Here is a 15,784-nt window from a genome sequence, read left to right on the forward strand (position 1 = left end):
AGCCCAGTCAAGAGTCAGGAGACGCATGCCCAGCCCGAGTTCCGCCCACCCACACCGGATCCAGCCATGAGCACGGTGGCTCGTCAGTCGGGTCTGCGATCGCAGAACCTGTCCACCGTCGTACGCCAGGTGCTGGCTGCCCCGGAAGCACCTTCCAGGGCAGACATCGCGGCGAGAACCGGACTGACCCGCTCCACGGTGTCCCGCCTGGTCGATGAGCTCATCGCCGAAGGATTCCTCACCGAGAGCCCACCCCTGTTCGACGGTCACCGGGGCCGGCCGGCCGTGCCACTGCTGCCCCGCGCCGAGGGGTGGGTGGCACTCGGCCTCGAACTGAACGTGGGGCACACGGCCGCACGACTGGTCGACCTCACCGGCACCGTGCTGCAGGAGTCGCGCGTCGAGGCCGAACTCTCCGGATCCGATCCTGCCAAGGCCATTCGGGGCCTGGCGCGGCAGTCCCGCAAGCTGCTGAAGGTGGCACCGCCGGACGCGATGCTGGCCGGTGTGCACCTGGCACTCCCCGGGCTGGTGGACACCTCCCGAGGCATCCTGCTGCGCGCCCCCAACCTGGGTTGGCACGAAGTCGATGCGCGCAGACATCTGAGCTCCGTCTTCGGCTCGAGCGTCCCCGTCGGCATCAGCAATGAAGCCGACTGCGCGGCGATGACGATCTCCTGGACCGCCCCCGGGCGCCCGTCGGAGCACCAGGACTTCCTCTATGTCTCCGGTGAACACGGCATCGGCTCGGCGCTGGTCAATGCCGGTGACGTCAGGACCGGCCGCAACGGCTGGGCCGGTGAGATCGGACACGTCTGCGTCAGCAGAAGCGGGCGCCGGTGCGGGTGCGGGGCAACCGGTTGCCTGGAGACCTACGTCGGGCAGGCGGCACTCTGCGCGTCTGCCGGCGCCGACGACGCGGTGCAGCTCCGGTCCCTGCTGGCGGCCGGTGACCAGCGGGCCCATGCGGCCGTGTCCGACGCGGCCACCCGGCTGGGCATCGTGCTGGCCGGGGCGCTCAACCTGCTCGACGTCTCCGAGGTGGTGCTCGGTGGGCACCTCGCGGTCATCGCAGAGTTCCTCATCCCGCCGGTGCTCGACGAACTGCGCCCTCGCGTGCTCTCCGCCCCGTTCGCTCCCCCGCGGGTGTCCGCGGTGACCAGCGACCCCGAGTCGGCATCGCTGGGGGCTGCGTACACCGCACTGCAGAGTCTGGTCCTCGAACCCGCCCGCTGGATGACTGCGGGCGTCGACGCGCCCGCCTGAGGAGAACCCGAGGAGTCCGAGGCCGGTTACTTTCCCACTCCCGCGGTCATCCCGGCCACGAGCTGGCGGCGCCCGACGGCGTACAGGAACACGATGGGCAGACTGGAGACGAAGACGGCCGCCAGCACCGCCGGGATGTTGGTGGCGAACTCGCCCTGGAAGTTCCAGAGGAAGAGCGGCAGCGTACGCCGTTCCGGCGACTGGGTCAGGATCAGCGGGAACAGGAATCCGTTCCACTGCATGAGTGCCTGATAGACACCCACCGTGACCAGGGCCGGCCGAACCATGGGGAAGGCCAGTCGCCACATCATCTGCCATTCGGAACAACCGTCGACCATCATGGACTCGAAGAGCTCCTTGGGGACGTCCCGCAGCGAGTTCGACAGGATGAGGATCGTCAACGGCAGCCCGAATGCGATCGCCGGAAGCATCAGCGCCGGCAACGTGTCGTAGAGCCCCATCTCGATGATCATCAGATAGACCGGGACGATCGTCGCCTGAACCGGAATCGCCAACCCCAGCAGGAAAAGCCGCCGGGCGACCGAGAACGGCCAGCCCACCCCGCGGATGATGGCATATGACGCCATGAAGGCGATCAGGACCAGTGGCACCACCGAGCCGAGGACCACGATCAGGCTGTTGGCGAGGTAGGAGCCGAAACCCGCCTCGACGACGGCCTGGAAGTTTTCCAACGAGGGTGGGGAAGGAAGCGCGAAGGGGTTGCCACCCATGTAGGTGGAGAGCGGTTTGAACGCGGTGATCACCACGTAGTAGATGGGCAGCAGGATGACCAGGAGCCAGAGGATCCCGAAGGCCCCGCCCAGATAGTTGCGCCGGGCGCCCATCTCACACGCCTCCCTCGAGCTGACTGGACGTGGCGTCGGTTCCGCCCAGCCGCTGGATCCCCATCGCCAGCAGGAGACCGAAGACCACCAGGATCACCGCCAGGCAACTGGCGACCCCCATTTCGTTCCCGCGGAAACCGGTGAGGTACATGTCGAGGGGAAGGATTCGCGTCGCGACACCCGGACCGCCGCCGGTGAGCACGAAGATGATGTCGAAGTAGGTCAGGGCACCGATCGCCATCAGGGTCGAGGAGGTGATGATCGTGTACTTCAGCTGCGGCAGGGTGATGTGGAAGAACTGGCTGATCCGGCCAGCCCCGTCGATCTCGGCGGCTTCGTAGAGCTGCCTGGGAATCTGCCGCACCCCACCCTGATAGATCAGTGTGTGGAAGGGGATGAACTGCCAGGCGATGATGAACACCAGGACGTACCAGACCAGCGTCGTGTCCCCCAGCCAGTCCTGCGCGAGAGCAGGGATGCCGAGCCCCGCGGACAGTCCGAAGTAGGGGTCCAGCAGGGTCTTGTAGGTGATGGCGATGGCCGCGGAACTCAGCAGGAGTGGCAGGAAATAGAGGATCGCGAGCACGTTGCGGTACTTCTGCTGGCCCGCGATGAACGTCCCGAGCAGGATGCTGATCGGCGTCTGGGCCAGCCACGACAGCACGATGATCTTGATCGTCAGCCACAGGCCGTTCCAGGTCGACGGCCGAGCGAGCGCTTCACGCCAGCTCTCCAGGCCCGCCCAGGTGATCTCACCGATCCCGTTCCAGTTGGTGAATGACAGCGCGACGACCCCCAGCAGCGGGATCAGCGCGAAGATCAGGAAGAACAGCAGGGCCGGGAGGGCGAACAGGAGGACATGGGTACGCTGCACACTCCGCGGCTCGGGAGGTTCAGCGTTGGACGCGACGACATCGGTCATGATCCGCTATACCTTGACCGCATTCATCTTCTGGGCGAACTCCTGGGGTGTGATCTTCAGCAGGAACAACTCCTCGATGTTGACCAGGAGCGCCTCCGCCGCGGTCGGGTCGAGAGCCTGGTCCCAGGACTGGGTGAACGAGGAGGCCGAGTTCAACGAGTCGTAGAGGAACTTCAGGTAGGGCTCGTCCGGCGTCCCGGTGAACTTGCTCTCGACACCCTTGAATCCGGGGACGACGCCGGTGGCGATCCAGTCATCGATCGTCTGCTCGGCCCACAGGCCTCGGATGAGCGAGTCCTTGGCGATCTGGCGCTGCTGTTCGGAATGCTTCGCATAGATCGAGATGTAGTTGCTCGGGTTGCCGACCAGGGCGTCCAGCTTCCCCTTTCCGCCCGGAATCGTCGGGAACGAGGTGAAACCCAGATTGCCCCCGGAGACGAAGTCACCGCCACTCTGCTTCATCACGCCGTAGGTCCAACCGCCCTGGAGCATCATGGCCGCCTTGCCCGTCCACAGGAGCGCGACGTCGGTGTTGCTGTCCGCCGCCATGGACGCGAACCCCTTGGGGAACGCCTCGGCCCTGACGAGCTCCTGGGCCCGCTGAGCGGCCTGGACGACCGCATCGTCCAGCCAGGCGTCCGGCCGCTTGTCGAAGATGTTCCGGAAGACCTCGGGTCCGCCGACCCGGTCGAGCAGATATTCGAGCCACATCATCGACGTCCACCGCGACTGACCGGCCAACGCGAAGGGGGCGATGCCCTTGCCCTTGAACACCTCCACCAGCGCCATCAACTCGTCCCAGGTCGTCGGCGGCCTGGCCCCGGCATCGGCGAAGATCTTCTTGTTGTAGAAGAGAACGATCGGCTGGGTGCCATTCACCGGGATGGCGTAGATCTTTCCGTCGGGGGTCGTCGCGGCCTCCCAGAGGGTTTCGGTGAACTTGTTCTTGAAGTCCGCGTTCTGGTCCAGCCATGGGGTGAGGTCCTCCACCTGGCCGTCCTGGGCCCAGGTACGCATGCTGCCGCCGCCCCAGCCGTAGATCATCGTGGGTGCCTGACCGGCGCCGAGTGCCGTGCGCAGCTTCTGCTTGTACGCGTCGTTGGCGAAGAACGTCGTCTGGACCGTTCCGAGTTTGTCCGACAGCCCGTTGTAGCGGGTGAACGCATCCTTGTGGACCTTCTCGTTGGAGGTACCCGACAGTGACCACCACGTCGCCCCATCGGCTGGTGGCGCTCCGCCGGCACCGGCCTGACCGGTGGGTCGCGCGCCGCCACCACAACCCGCGACGGAAGCGAGTACGCCTCCCGCGGTCAGTCCGAGCAGAGTCCTACGGCTCAGCGAAGATTGCATCATTGCCACCCCCAGTAGGTATGGCGAAGGGAGACCCACGCCATTTGTTTTGATGCGCAACTATAAAGCGAGGTCGATGCCGCGCGTCAAGGGGTGTGTCACCCAGGCATGGATCCAGAAGACCGGCCGCAAGCGCGACTGTCAGAGCCCATCCCTAGGTTCGTGAACATGGGGGATATCGAGGGCAGCGCCGCCTTCGGCGAACTGATCGACGCCATCGTTTCCGCACTGGACGCCCGTCGCGCGCGGGCCATGGCATCGGTTGCTCGGGAACGCTTTGCGACCTATCACGCGATCGGCTCCGCGATCCTGGCTCGCCAGCAGGCGCAGGGTTGGGGCAGCCAGGTGATCAAGCGGTTGGCGGCCGACCTGCGAATGCGCTTCCCGGACCAGACCGGGTTGGGCGTCCGCAACCTGCACTACATGCGCAAGGTGGCGCTCGCCTGGCCCGATCCAAATTGTGCAGCAGCTGCTGCACAATCGCCCTGGGGCCGCGTAATAGTCTTGCTGGACCGACTCCCCGACACGAGCCGACGCGATTGGTACGCCGCCCAGGCGTACGCCGGAGGCTGGAGCCGCGGAGCACTTCGCCGACCGATTACCGGCACCGGACAGCGATCTCGCCCAGCAGGCCACCCGCGATCCGGTCGTGCTGGACTTCCTCGGTCTCGCGGCGCCGGCCAGAGAACGGCTGGTCGAGGACGCGATGATGGACAACCTCACCCGCACCATGCTCGAACTGGGCAATGGCCTCGCCTTCGTCGGGCGACAGGTGCCGTTGCGCGTCGGTGAACAGGAGTTCTTCGCCGATCTGGTCTTCTTCCACTACCCGAGCCTGCGGTTCATCGTGTTCGAGATCAAGGTCGGTCGCTTCGATCCCCAGGACGCCGGTCAGCTCGCCTTCTATGTCGAGGCGGCAGACCGCCTCCTGCGCGATCCGGCCAGTCATGCGCCCACGATCGGCGTCCTGCTCTGTACCGGCCGCGACGACGAGGTGGTGGAGTACTCCCTGGCCTCGACAACCGCTCCGGTCGCGGCCGCCACCTATACCTATGACCAGCTCCCCGACGACGTGCGCGAGGTGCTGCCGCCGGAGGAGTCGATCACCCGGGCCATCGAACCGGTCGACGAGCCGTGACACCAGGGGCAGACTCATCACATAGGCAGACGAGCGGAGGGACAACGGGATGAAGTTCACCAGGAGCGGCGGGAAGACCGGTGCGGGGCCCTCGGAGTGGTTCACGGGGAACGTGTTGATGGAGCCGATCCGAAATCCCGACGAGCAATCGGCAGTGGGTGCCGCGCACGTGCGGTTCGCGCCGGGGGCGCGGACCGCCTGGCACCGCCATCCCAAGGGCCAGACGCTCTATGTGACCGACGGCATCGGGCTGGTCTGCCTCCGCGGCGGCGAGCCGCAGGAGATCCGCCCCGGTGATGTCGTCTACATCGAACCGGGTGAGGAGCACTGGCACGGTGCGACGCCGGATCGGTTCATGGCGCATGTCGCGATCCAGGAGGCCGACGGCCAGGGCGAGGTGGTGACCTGGCTCGACCACGTCACCGACGAGGATTACGGCGTCTGAGCGCGTGGGGCGAGTGGATCAATGGCAGTCGGATCAATGACGGTGATGCCGGTCGGGGTGGCGGAATCCAACCTGGGTAGCAATTCGGCCGCCTCGGCCAGTGAGATCGTACGCTCCAGCAGCCGCTCGGGTTGCAGGATGCCCGCACTCACCAGCTCCAGCATGGCCGGATAGTCGGCGGCTGCCATCCCGTGGCTGCCGAACACATCCAACTCCCAACCGATGACCCGATCCATCGGGATCCGCGGATGCTGCGGGGTCGGCGGCAGCAGGCCGACCTGGACATGCCGTCCGCGGCGGCGGAGTGATCCGATCGCGGTCGCCGCGGCCGCCTCGGAGCCAACCGCATCCACCGCGATCTGTGCCCCACCGTCGGTCAGTTCGACAACGCGCTCATGCAGGTCCGCGTCGGGCACCAGCGCTGCTGCCGCACCCAAGGAGACGGCCAGCTCACCGGCCGCGGGATTGGGGTCGACGGCGATCACCCGAGCACCCAACGCGGCCCCGATCATGACCGTCGACAGCCCCACACCGCCGGCTCCGACGACCACCACCCACTCCCCCGGCCGCACGACCGCCCGCGCCACCAGGGCCCGATGGGCGGTCGCGAACCGGCAGCCGAGACTGGCGGCGGCCGCGAACCCGACCCCGTCGGGCAGCGCAACCAGGTTGGTGTCGGCGGCGTACAGGGCCACCTTCTCAGCGAACGAACCGGGGTGGGTGAATCCGGGCTGCCGCTGATCCGGGCAGACCTGGCCATTGCCCTCGGCGCACCAGCGGCACAGCCCGCAGCCCTCGACGAACGGAACGGTGACCCGGTCCCCGACCCGCCAGCGGCGTACGCCGGTGCCGACCTCGGCAACCACCCCGGCCAGCTCGTGCCCGGGAACGTTCGGCAGCGGCACCGCCTCATGCCCGGCCCAGGCGTGCCAGTCGCTGCGACACAGGCCGGTGGCCCGGACCTCGACCACGACTCCCCCATCCGGCGGAGTGGGATCGGCGACCTCACGCAGTTCGACCGGGCCGCCGACGTCGTCATAGACCAGTGCGCGCACGCAGCCAGCTTAGAACCGGGCCATGAACAGCCGGTACCGGCCGAGCCGGTCCACCAGCCAGCCGCCGACCAGTGCACCGATCATGATCGGCAGCGCCACTTCGAGTCCGGCGGGTATGCCGGCATTCCAGGCGTCCGAACGCTAGGACATGCAGTAGTCCGCGGAGTCCATGATCAAATCCAGTGGGACTGGGTTTCGGTGCGGTCTGGTTTCGACTAGTGCATGTCCCAGCGCACGGGACCCGGCGGGGACATGCGTCACGGTGGCTTCGACTCGCTCGGGCGTCATGGGCTCATCTCGACACGGTCGCTGCGCGACCTACTCGATGAGCGTGCGAATCAGAGGACGCGGTCGGCGTAGAAGATGACCCGGGAGTCGTATTCGCCGGTGCGTGGGTTGCGATCCCAGCAGGTCATGATCGCCAGCTGCGGCCGGCCGGTGGCGTTGTGGTAGATCCCCGAGCGCGGATCGTAACTGGCCACCGGGAACTTGATCTTCTCCCGGAACCGGTAGCAGGCCACCTGGCCGCCCTCACCGATGATGCGGATCGTGTCACCGGCCTTCAGGCCGCCCGAGAGGTAGAGGTTGTTACCCAGGGCCGAACCACTGGCGAAGGAGTGCACGTTGATGATCACGTTGCCCCGGCTGCTGCCCGGCGGGGGCGAACCGCGGTACCAGGCGGTGCTGAACATCTGTGACAGCGGGGGCGCCCCGGGGTTGCCCTTGCTGTCCTTGCCGACGGTCAGCAACGGGGCATCGACATTCATCCGTGGCACCTGGAAGCGGGTCGGCTTCACCGCGGTGCTGCTGCAGCGCTGCGCGGCCGCGGCCTGCCCAGCACCGTTCGATCCGGCCGGCGGGGCGTTGTTGGCCGGCTTCTTCGTCGGTGCCGGTTCGGGCGCGGGAGCCGACGACGGCGGAGGCGGCGGGGGTGCCGGTGCGGGCGGCGGTGGCGGAGGCGGGGCCGCATCGGGTACGCCGCCCAGTCCGGCCTCGGTGCCCGGAGAGTCGTCCGGGACCTCCGCCAGCTCCGGTTCGGCGGTGGGCACCGGGGCCGGCGTCGCGGCCGCCGCCGGCGGGCTGGTCTGATCCGTGCTGTCCGCGGGTGCGAAGGTCACCCACGCGAGCGGCGGGACCATCAGCAGGGACAATCCGATCCCTGCCGCGATCCGCACCTTGTTGGCCATCACTCCCCCGATCTGTGCCAGCCCTAGAACGGTAACCCCGCGACCGGCCTGTTGTCCCTCCCCGGAGGCCGGAATCTTCCCCCAACCCGGCCTCTCGATACCGTCGCACCATGCACAGGCAGCAGCGACCGATCCGGGCACTGCTGGGACCCGCTTTCGTGGCCGCGATCGCCTACGTCGACCCGGGCAACGTCGCCGCCAATCTGAGTGCCGGAGCCCAGTTCGGCTACCTGCTGCTCTGGGTGCTGGTGCTGGCCAATCTGATGGCGGTGCTGGTGCAGTACCTGTCGGCGAAGGTCGGCCTGATCACCGGGCAGAGCCTGCCGGCCCTGCTGGGGGTACGCCTCGGCCGACCGGCCCGACTGGCCTACTGGGTGCAGGCCGAACTGGTCGCGCTGGCCACCGATCTGGCCGAGATCGTCGGCGGTGCGCTCGCCCTGCATCTGCTCTTCGGGATCGACCTGCTGCTCGCCGGGGTGATCATCACCGTCGTCTCCCTGGGCCTGCTCGCGATCCAGTCCCGGTTCGGATTCCGGCCCTTCGAGTTCGTCGTGATGTGTTTCCTGGCGGTGATCACCCTGGGCTTCATGGCCGGGCTGCTGGTGACCCGATTGGATCCGGGCGCGGCCCTCGCCGGACTCCGCCCCCGGTTCCAAGGCAGCGAGTCGGTGCTGCTGGCGGTGAGCATGCTCGGTGCGACGGTGATGCCACACGCCGTCTACGCCCACTCCGGATTGACCGGTGACCGGTTCGGCGGCGCCGATACCCGACCGGCCGCCGACACCCGGCGGCTGCTCGGCGTGCAACGCCTCGACGTGCTGCTCTCCCTGCTGATCGCCGGATCGGTGAACATCGGCATGCTGCTGCTCGCCGCGGGCAGCCTGTTCGGCAGCCAGATCGACAGCATCGAGGGCGCGCACGCCGCGATCGCCGCCAGCCTCGGCCCATGGGTCGCGCTGGCCTTCGCCGTCGGGCTGCTGGCCTCCGGCATCGCGTCCTCCTCGGTGGGCGCGCTGGCAGGGTCGGTGATCATGGCCGGGCTGCTGCGGCTGCGGATCCCGCTACTGGTCCGCCGCGCGGTCACCGCGATCCCGGCCCTGGTCGTGCTGGCGCTGGGCGCCGACCCGACGCGGGCCCTGGTGATCAGTCAGGTGGTGCTCAGCCTGGGCATCCCGTTCGCGCTGATCCCGCTGGTCCGGCTCACCGCGAACCGCGACCTGATGGGCGCCCACCGCAACGCCCGCTGGCTGACCGCGCTGGCCTGGCTGGTCGTAGTGATCGCCTGCGCGCTCAACGCAGCCTTGGTCGTCGGAGCAGTCGCTGGCTGATCCGCACCAGCAGCTCCACATAGGTCGCGGTCCAGGCGATCAGCACCAGCAGCTGACCGAGGAACACCGGCCCCGGCGGCAGGGCATCGTCGTCGGCGAAGAACTGGTAGAAGATCAGCAGCACCGCCAGGATCATCAGGATCCGCAGCACCGCCCGGCCCGGCCAGCCGACCAGCGGGCGGACCCCGCTCTCCTCGCCGATCGCGCGCAGTGACCGCCCGGGCAGCAGCAGCGCATCACTGGCCCGGCCCTTCCACAACATCGTCAGGAACACCCCGGGCAGCGGCGTCCAGCCCAGCAGGATGATCGCGCCGAAGGCGATGATCGGCCCACCGCTGTCGGCCTGCGGATAGCGGCGCAGGCTGTCCACCACACCCGCCGCCATCATGGCCATCAGCGCCAGGGTGAGACTGCCGAACACCGTGCAGCAGATCGTGACCGTGGTGAACGCCTGCGATGGTGCGGTGGAGCGCAGCGACGATCGAGCCATGTCACCAGTGTCGGCGCGAGAGGGTCGCGGGCAAGCCCGGGCGGCTCAGGACAGGATGGTGATCACCACGACGGCCTCGGTCGGCGTCCGGCCGAGCAGCCCCTTCGCCCTGCTCATCAGCTCATCCAGGCCCGAGCCGAGCGAATACTTCTGCTCGACCAGCCGGCGCACCTCGTCGAAGCGTTCGCCGTCGGTGAGCACCTGGGCCCGGCCCTCCCAGACCGGTTCGCCGAGATCGGGCCTGCCGCGCTTGTCGCTGGCGCGCAGGCTGACCACCGGGGCGGTCTCCAGATCGGCGACCTTGCTCAGGTCGTTGACCCAGAAGCCGATCGTGTTCTCGGCGAGCTGCACGATCTGGTGCAGTTGTTCGTCGGGCTCGTCGCGGCTGGCGTACGAGGTCACCAGCACGTATTCGGCGTCGGCGACCCGCACCTCACTCCTCCACCGGATCGGTTGCCCCGGCAGCGGTCCGGGTCGCTCCCCCGGTCGGCTGGTCGATGCGATTCGAGTCGGCCGCGGCCCGGGCTCGTGACTGGATCTCGGCCTGCTGCTTGTCCGCCATCCGTTGCTGGGCGGCGCGCTCGATCGAGGTGCTGGTCCGCCCCGGCAGCCCCAGGCCCAGGCCGAGCAACAACCCACCAGCGCCGGCGCAACCGGCCGCTGCCAGCACCGGGGTGCTGGTATCGGTCTGGCCGAGGAAATAGCCGCCGACACCCAACCCGATCAGCCCGATCACGCCGAGCACAATCTTGAGGAACTTCATGGCGCCAACTCTAGGGTCTCGGGTCAGTCGGCGGTGGCGTACACCCCGGAGCGCTCCAGCTCATCGATCAGTGTCAGCCCTTCCCGGGCCCAGGCCACCTGTTCCTCGGCCTGGCGGATCATCCCCGCGTAGGCGAACGCCTTGAACGCGACCACCGCCTCGTGCTGTTCGGCCGGCAACCGGGCCAACCGGGCGGCGAGGACCGGGTGGCTGCGATCCAGCAGGCTGTCCCGGGTACGCCGCAGCAGGTCACGCTGCTCGGTGTAGTGCCGCACATACTCCTCCAGCTGGGCCCGGGCCGCCGCCGGATCCGCCCACTCCAGATAGGCCGCCCGCAGATACTGCGGGTCCCGGGAGCGCACCGGCCGGTCGGGCGCGGAAAGCCAGTCCCGCAACGCTCGCTCACCGGCGGCCGAGACGGCGTACACCTTGCGTGTGGTCCGCCCCTTGGCCTGCTCGGTGCAGTCCAGCAGCCCGTCGGCCTCCATCCGCCGCAGCTCGGGATAGATCTGCGAGTCCGCCGCGTGCCAGACATGGCCGACCGAGCTCTCGAACGCCTTGCCGATCTCGTACCCGGTCTTGGGCTGCCCGGTGAGCAGCGAGAGCAGCGCGTACCGAAGCGACATGAGAGAAACCTCCCCTCCAACCCGTTGCCAATCACTATAGCCATAGGTAAATTACGTGGAACCACCAGATACCTATGGCGATAGGTAAATCGGACGAGGGAGTCAATGGTGACCGAGAGCATGGTGAGCACGACCGCGAAGCTGTTCAACCACCCGCTGAACGCCTGGTACGTCGTCGCCTGGGATCACGAGGTGACCCACCGCGGCATCCTCGCGCGGCGGATCTGCAACACCCCGATGGCGCTCTACCGGACCGCCGACGGCACGCCCGTCGCGCTGGCCGATGCCTGCTGGCACCGGCTGGCGCCGCTGTCCCAGGGCACCCTGGTCGGCGACGACCAGCTCCAGTGCCCCTATCACGGGCTGCGCTACAACCCGGCCGGCCGCTGCACCCACATGCCGGCGCAGCGCACCGTGAACCCGAGCGCGGCGGTGCCGAGCTATCCGGTCGTCGACCGCTACCGCTACGTCTGGGTCTGGCCCGGTGACCCCGACCTGGCCGATCCGGCGCTGATCCCGGACATGCACCAGATGGACAGCCCCGAGTGGGCCGGTGACGGCGAGACCATCCACGCCCAGTGCAACTACCAGCTGGTGCTGGACAATCTGATGGACCTCACCCACGAGGAGTTCGTGCACTCCTCCTCGATCGGCCAGGACGAGCTCAGTGAGGCCGGCTTCGACACCACCCACGACGAGAACAGCGTCACCGTCACCCGCTGGATGCGCGACATCGACCCGCCGCCGTTCTGGCTGAAGAACATGAACGACAAGTTCCCCGGCTTCTCCGGCAAGGTGGATCGCTGGCAGATCATCCGCTACGAGGCCCCGGGCACCATCTGCATCGACGTCGGGGTGGCCGAGGCCGGCACCGGGGCACCCGAGGGTGATCGCAGCCGGGGTGTCAACGGGTTCGTGATGAACACCATCACCCCCGAGACCGACGAGACCTGCCACTACTTCTGGGCGTTCATGCGCAACTACCGGCTGGAGAGCCAGACCATCACCACCCAGCTGCGCAACGGGGTGCACGGGGTCTTCGGTGAGGACGAGGTGATGCTGCAGGCGCAGCAGGAGGCGATCCGCGCCAACCCGAAGCACGAGTTCTACAGCCTCAACATCGATCTCGGCGGGATGTGGGTACGCCGGATCCTGGAGCGGATGATGGCCGCCGAGGGCCGCCAGGCGGCGGTCTGATGGCTGCCACCGTCCATCGGGTCTGGCAGACCGCCGAGGTGGTGGCGACCCGTCAGGTCGCCGAGCGGGTACGCCGGGTGGAGCTCTCGCTGCCGATGCCGACCCGGGTGCCGGCCGGCTCCCATCTGGACCTGATGGTGCCGCTCCCCGGCGGTGAGGACCTGCGCTCCTATTCGATCGTCGACGCCGACGCCGACGGCTCCCGGGTGGCACTGTCGGTGCAGCTCGCCCCCGCCAGCCGCGGCGGTTCGGCGTACCTGCACTCGCTCCAGGTCGGTGACCGGATCCGGGTCACCCAGCCGGTGCAGAACTTCCCGCTCGGGGTCGGCGCGCCGCGCTACCTGCTGCTCGCCGGCGGGATCGGGATCACCGCCCTCTGCGCGATGGCCGAGGTGCTGCGGCAGCGCGGCGCCGACTATGAGCTGGTCTATGTCGGCCGGTCCCGGCGGGTGATGGCGTACGCCGCAGAGCTCGCCGAGCAGCACCCGGACCGGATCCGGCTGCATGTCGACGACGAGGGCACCGGACTGTCGGTGGACACCCTGCTCGACGAGCTCGCCGCGAATCCGCTGGCCCAGCGCACCGAGGTCTATCTGTGCGGGCCGATCCGGTTGATGGATGCGGTCCGCCGGGGCTGGGTCAGCCGTGGGCTGCCGGTGACCAACCTGCGGTTCGAGACCTTCGGCAACTCCGGCTCCTGGGAGCCGCAGCAGTTCGAGGTATCGGTTCCCCGTCTCGGCGTGACCGCCACCGTCGACCGGGACACCACCATGTTGGAGGCCCTGGAATCGGCCGGGGTCGAGATGATGTGGGACTGCCGCAAGGGCGAGTGTGGGCTCTGCCAGGTCCGGGTGCTCGAGGTCGAGGGCGCGATCGACCACCGCGATGTCTTCTTCAGCCCCGACGAACAGGAATCGGGCGGCGGCCTGTGCGCGTGCGTCTCCCGGATCGCCGCCGAGAACGGTGACCGGGCCCGGGTCCGGATCGACGTCACCTAGAAACCATCACCGACGGGCGACAACGGAGTCGTCCAGCAAGGAGAGACCCATGAGCGGCACGCAGGCTCGTGACGTTCGCGACATCGTGAGCACCGGGCGGATGACGCCCTCCCAGGCCGCCGCCGTGCTGGTGGCCATCTTCCTGAACACCGTCGACGGTTACGACGTGTTGGTGATGGCGTTCACCAGCACCTCGGTGAGCCGCGAGTTCGGCATCGGCCCGGGCGCATTGGGCACCCTGCTCAGCGCCAGCCTGTTCGGCATGGCGATCGGCTCGATCGTGATCGCCCCGCTCGCCGACCGGATCGGGCGCCGCACCATCACCCTCGGCGCGCTGACGGTGGTGACGATCTTCATGGCCGCCTCGGCGCTGGCGCCGAGTGCGCTGACGCTGGGCGTCTTCCGCTTCCTGACCGGGATCGGCATCGGTGCGATGCTGCCGAACCTGAGCACCTTCGTCTCGGAATACTCCACCAGGCGCTGGCGGGAACCGGCGGTGGTGCTGAACTCCGCGGGGTACGCGGTCGGCGGCACCGTCGGCGGATTCGCCGCCGCGGCGCTGATCCAGGCGAGCGGCTGGCGGTCGGCCTTCTGGCTCGGCGCCGCGGTCGGCCTGGTGGCCCTGATCGCCTGCTGGGCGCTGGTGCCGGAGTCGATCCACTATCTGGTCGAGCGGCGGCCGGCCGACGCGCTGGCCAAGGTGAACCGGGTGCTGGCCAAGATGCGCCGCGAGCCGGTGGCCGAACTGCCGCTGGTCTCCGAGCACGAGCGGATCGGCATCCGCGACATGTTCACCGGCCGGCTGGGGCGGACCACGATCTTGTTGTGGGTGGCCTTCTTCGGTCTGATGTCGGGCTTCTACTTCGCGAACTCGTGGACGCCGCGGCTGCTCAACCAGTCCGGTCTGCCGGAGAACCTGTCGGTGATCGGCGGGGTGCTGATCAGCCTGGGCGGCATCGTCGGCGCGCTCACCCTTGCCGCATTGGCGATCAAGCTGCCGGCCAAGGTCCTGGAGATCGCCGCGCTGATCGGCTCGGCACTGATCTTCCTGGTGTTCGCCGCCTCGCTCTCCTCGCCGACCTCGGCACTGATCACCGCGGTCGTCGTCGGCTTCTTCATCAACGCCTCGGTGGCCGGCATGTACGCGGTCGTCGCCACCCGCTATCCGCCGTCGGTCCGCTCGACCGGTGTCGGCTGGGCCGTCGGGATCGGGCGGGTCGGTGCCATCCTGGCGCCGCTGGGCGCCGGGGCGATGCTGGCCGCCGGCTGGACCCCGCGGCAGCTGTTCTTCGTGTTCGCGATCCCGATGGTGATCGCCGGGATCGCGCTGCTGTTCGTCGGCCGGCCGGTGGACAGCAGCGCCGAGGTGGCCGCCGAGGAGTCAGCCCCCGAGCCGGGGGCGCCGCTCGCTCCCGAGCGCCAGTGACACCTGCCGGGCGCATTCCTGCAGCGCCGCGAGGTGGTCACGGGCCCGCTCGTTGTTCGGCACGATGAGCGACAGCGCGGCCACCACGCGCCGCCCGCGGCGCAGCGGGACGGCGAGCCCGGCGGTGTCGGGGTGCACGAAACCAGGGGTGTAGGCGTACCCGATGCGGCGGATGTGGGCCAGCAGCGCGCGCAGCCGGTCCGGGTGCACGACGGTGTTGGCGGTGGCCGCGGGCAGCGGGCCGCTGAGCACCCGGTCCAGCAGGTCGACTTCGGCGTGGGCGAGCAGCACCAGTCCCGAGGACGACTGGTGCAGCGGCATCCGGCCGGCGATCCGGGAGTAGTTCACCGCCGCCCCCGGTGCGGCCAGCCGCTCCAGGAAGATCACCTCGACCCCGTCCAGGATGCCGAGCTGGGTGTGCTGACCGACGCCGGCGTGCAGCACCTGCATGAACGGCAGCGCGGTGTCCCGCAGGTCGAGCACCGGTTGGGCGCGCGCCGCCAGTTCCCACATTCTCAACCCCAGTTGGATTCCCTGACCGGTACGCTCCAGCAGTCCCTCGGTGACGAGCTGCCCGACCAGCCGGGAGGCCGAGGGCAGTGGCAGGCCGGTGCGCCGGGCGATCTCGGTGACGGTGAGCCGCGGGACCTCGGGTGAGAACACCGCCAGGATCCGCACCACTCGGCCGATCACCGAGGGCGGCGGTTCCTCATCCGGGCGCGGCCCGCTGCCAGCCATGTGCCGATGG

At 68.6% G+C, this 15,784-nt stretch carries 17 protein-coding genes and 1 pseudogene; 8 read left to right on the top strand and 10 right to left on the bottom strand.

What is annotated here, in order from left to right:
* Positions 1 to 66: 66 nt before the first annotated feature.
* A complete protein-coding gene (locus tag C8D81_RS08470; protein ID WP_133625909.1) occupies positions 67 to 1,266 on the top strand; it encodes an ROK family transcriptional regulator in 1,200 nt (399 codons plus the stop codon).
* 26 nt (positions 1,267 to 1,292) lie between these two features.
* On the opposite strand, the gene C8D81_RS08475 is transcribed toward C8D81_RS08470, so the two are convergent.
* From C8D81_RS08475 to C8D81_RS08485, 3 genes are read right to left on the bottom strand one after another with little or no spacing between them, the layout of a single operon-like run.
* Complete coding sequence (locus C8D81_RS08475; protein WP_133625910.1) at positions 1,293 to 2,111, bottom strand: carbohydrate ABC transporter permease; 819 nt, start codon at positions 2,109 to 2,111, stop codon at positions 1,293 to 1,295.
* A gap of 1 nt (position 2,112) precedes the next feature.
* Positions 2,113 to 3,033, bottom strand: a complete 921-nt coding sequence (locus C8D81_RS08480; RefSeq protein WP_133625911.1) for a carbohydrate ABC transporter permease — start codon at positions 3,031 to 3,033, stop codon at positions 2,113 to 2,115.
* A gap of 6 nt (positions 3,034 to 3,039) precedes the next feature.
* The gene (locus tag C8D81_RS08485) at positions 3,040 to 4,383 is read right to left on the bottom strand and encodes an extracellular solute-binding protein (protein WP_208109191.1); all 1,344 of its coding nucleotides are present in this window, start codon (positions 4,381 to 4,383) and stop codon (positions 3,040 to 3,042) included.
* A gap of 168 nt (positions 4,384 to 4,551) precedes the next feature.
* Between C8D81_RS08485 and C8D81_RS21935 the strand changes: the two are divergent.
* The 3 genes and pseudogenes from C8D81_RS21935 to C8D81_RS08500 form a co-directional block, all read left to right on the top strand.
* Positions 4,552 to 4,974: pseudogene (locus C8D81_RS21935) on the top strand (DUF1016 N-terminal domain-containing protein); the annotation flags it as partial.
* Positions 4,922 to 5,521, top strand: a complete 600-nt coding sequence (locus tag C8D81_RS21540) for a PDDEXK nuclease domain-containing protein (RefSeq protein WP_267873147.1) — start codon at positions 4,922 to 4,924, stop codon at positions 5,519 to 5,521. The pseudogene C8D81_RS21935 and the gene C8D81_RS21540, both read left to right, overlap by 53 nt.
* A 49-nt stretch (positions 5,522 to 5,570) precedes the next feature.
* Complete coding sequence (locus C8D81_RS08500; protein ID WP_094402036.1) at positions 5,571 to 5,966, top strand: (R)-mandelonitrile lyase; 396 nt, start codon at positions 5,571 to 5,573, stop codon at positions 5,964 to 5,966.
* On the opposite strand, the gene C8D81_RS08505 is transcribed toward C8D81_RS08500, so the two are convergent.
* Both C8D81_RS08505 and C8D81_RS20880 read right to left on the bottom strand, forming a co-directional pair.
* The gene (locus C8D81_RS08505) at positions 5,954 to 7,021 is read right to left on the bottom strand and encodes an alcohol dehydrogenase catalytic domain-containing protein (protein WP_133625914.1); all 1,068 of its coding nucleotides are present in this window, start codon (positions 7,019 to 7,021) and stop codon (positions 5,954 to 5,956) included. The two genes, C8D81_RS08500 and C8D81_RS08505, sit on opposite strands and share 13 nt — an antisense overlap.
* A 338-nt stretch (positions 7,022 to 7,359) precedes the next feature.
* A complete protein-coding gene (locus C8D81_RS20880) occupies positions 7,360 to 8,208 on the bottom strand; it encodes a class F sortase (RefSeq protein WP_166646733.1) in 849 nt (282 codons plus the stop codon).
* Positions 8,209 to 8,351: 143 nt separating this feature from the next.
* Between C8D81_RS20880 and C8D81_RS08520 the strand changes: the two genes are divergently transcribed.
* Positions 8,352 to 9,536 carry an Nramp family divalent metal transporter gene (locus C8D81_RS08520; RefSeq protein WP_229237954.1) on the top strand — a complete coding sequence of 395 codons (1,185 nt, stop codon included), beginning with the start codon at positions 8,352 to 8,354 and terminating at the stop codon, positions 9,534 to 9,536.
* Here C8D81_RS08520 and C8D81_RS08525 read toward each other — a convergent pair.
* Genes C8D81_RS08525 through C8D81_RS08540 form a run of 4 tightly spaced genes read right to left on the bottom strand, consistent with a single transcriptional unit; the run spans position 9,499 to position 11,415 of the window.
* Positions 9,499 to 10,026 (bottom strand): hypothetical protein, encoded by a 528-nt coding sequence (locus tag C8D81_RS08525; protein WP_094401689.1) that lies wholly within the window; start codon positions 10,024 to 10,026, stop codon positions 9,499 to 9,501. The genes C8D81_RS08520 and C8D81_RS08525 overlap by 38 nt on opposite strands.
* A 45-nt stretch (positions 10,027 to 10,071) precedes the next feature.
* Positions 10,072 to 10,458, bottom strand: coding sequence for a hypothetical protein (locus tag C8D81_RS08530; protein WP_094356374.1), 387 nt, complete (start codon positions 10,456 to 10,458; stop codon positions 10,072 to 10,074).
* 1 nt (position 10,459) lies between these two features.
* Entirely contained in the window at positions 10,460 to 10,789 is a 330-nt protein-coding gene (locus tag C8D81_RS08535) for a hypothetical protein (RefSeq protein WP_133625916.1), read from the bottom strand.
* Between the two features lie 23 nt (positions 10,790 to 10,812).
* Entirely contained in the window at positions 10,813 to 11,415 is a 603-nt protein-coding gene (locus C8D81_RS08540; RefSeq protein WP_133625917.1) for a PadR family transcriptional regulator, read from the bottom strand.
* A 105-nt stretch (positions 11,416 to 11,520) separates the two neighbouring features.
* Here C8D81_RS08540 and C8D81_RS08545 point away from each other — a divergent pair, with 105 nt between their 5' ends.
* Genes C8D81_RS08545 through C8D81_RS08555 form a run of 3 tightly spaced genes read left to right on the top strand, consistent with a single transcriptional unit; the run spans position 11,521 to position 15,036 of the window.
* Positions 11,521 to 12,612 (top strand): aromatic ring-hydroxylating dioxygenase subunit alpha, encoded by a 1,092-nt coding sequence (locus tag C8D81_RS08545; protein ID WP_133625918.1) that lies wholly within the window; start codon positions 11,521 to 11,523, stop codon positions 12,610 to 12,612.
* Entirely contained in the window at positions 12,612 to 13,610 is a 999-nt protein-coding gene (locus C8D81_RS08550) for a PDR/VanB family oxidoreductase (RefSeq protein WP_133625919.1), read from the top strand. The genes C8D81_RS08545 and C8D81_RS08550 overlap by 1 nt, the downstream gene beginning before the upstream one ends.
* Before the next feature lie 49 nt (positions 13,611 to 13,659).
* Positions 13,660 to 15,036, top strand: coding sequence for an MFS transporter (locus C8D81_RS08555; protein ID WP_166646734.1), 1,377 nt, complete (start codon positions 13,660 to 13,662; stop codon positions 15,034 to 15,036).
* Here the strand turns inward: C8D81_RS08555 and C8D81_RS08560 are convergent.
* Complete coding sequence (locus C8D81_RS08560) at positions 14,992 to 15,774, bottom strand: IclR family transcriptional regulator (RefSeq protein ID WP_094429810.1); 783 nt, start codon at positions 15,772 to 15,774, stop codon at positions 14,992 to 14,994. The genes C8D81_RS08555 and C8D81_RS08560 overlap by 45 nt on opposite strands.
* Positions 15,775 to 15,784 lie beyond the last annotated feature (10 nt).

This window comes from Enemella evansiae (assembly GCF_004362375.1).
Taxonomy (GTDB): domain Bacteria; phylum Actinomycetota; class Actinomycetes; order Propionibacteriales; family Propionibacteriaceae; genus Enemella; species Enemella evansiae.

Bases quoted from the DNA above. Each gene is read 5' to 3' on its own strand.
- C8D81_RS08470 (WP_133625909.1), top strand. From the start codon at position 67: ATGAGCACGGTGGCTCGTCAGTCGGGTCTGCGATCGCAGAACCTGTCC.
- C8D81_RS08475 (WP_133625910.1), bottom strand. From the start codon at position 2,111: ATGGGCGCCCGGCGCAACTATCTGGGCGGGGCCTTCGGGATCCTCTGG.
- C8D81_RS08480 (WP_133625911.1), bottom strand. From the start codon at position 3,033: ATGACCGATGTCGTCGCGTCCAACGCTGAACCTCCCGAGCCGCGGAGT.
- C8D81_RS08485 (WP_208109191.1), bottom strand. From the start codon at position 4,383: ATGCAATCTTCGCTGAGCCGTAGGACTCTGCTCGGACTGACCGCGGGA.
- C8D81_RS08500 (WP_094402036.1), top strand. From the start codon at position 5,571: ATGAAGTTCACCAGGAGCGGCGGGAAGACCGGTGCGGGGCCCTCGGAG.
- C8D81_RS20880 (WP_166646733.1), bottom strand. From the start codon at position 8,208: ATGGCCAACAAGGTGCGGATCGCGGCAGGGATCGGATTGTCCCTGCTG.
- C8D81_RS08525 (WP_094401689.1), bottom strand. From the start codon at position 10,026: ATGGCTCGATCGTCGCTGCGCTCCACCGCACCATCGCAGGCGTTCACC.
- C8D81_RS08535 (WP_133625916.1), bottom strand. From the start codon at position 10,789: ATGAAGTTCCTCAAGATTGTGCTCGGCGTGATCGGGCTGATCGGGTTG.
- C8D81_RS08540 (WP_133625917.1), bottom strand. From the start codon at position 11,415: ATGTCGCTTCGGTACGCGCTGCTCTCGCTGCTCACCGGGCAGCCCAAG.
- C8D81_RS08545 (WP_133625918.1), top strand. From the start codon at position 11,521: ATGGTGACCGAGAGCATGGTGAGCACGACCGCGAAGCTGTTCAACCAC.
- C8D81_RS08550 (WP_133625919.1), top strand. From the start codon at position 12,612: ATGGCTGCCACCGTCCATCGGGTCTGGCAGACCGCCGAGGTGGTGGCG.
- C8D81_RS08555 (WP_166646734.1), top strand. From the start codon at position 13,660: ATGAGCGGCACGCAGGCTCGTGACGTTCGCGACATCGTGAGCACCGGG.
- C8D81_RS08560 (WP_094429810.1), bottom strand. From the start codon at position 15,774: ATGGCTGGCAGCGGGCCGCGCCCGGATGAGGAACCGCCGCCCTCGGTG.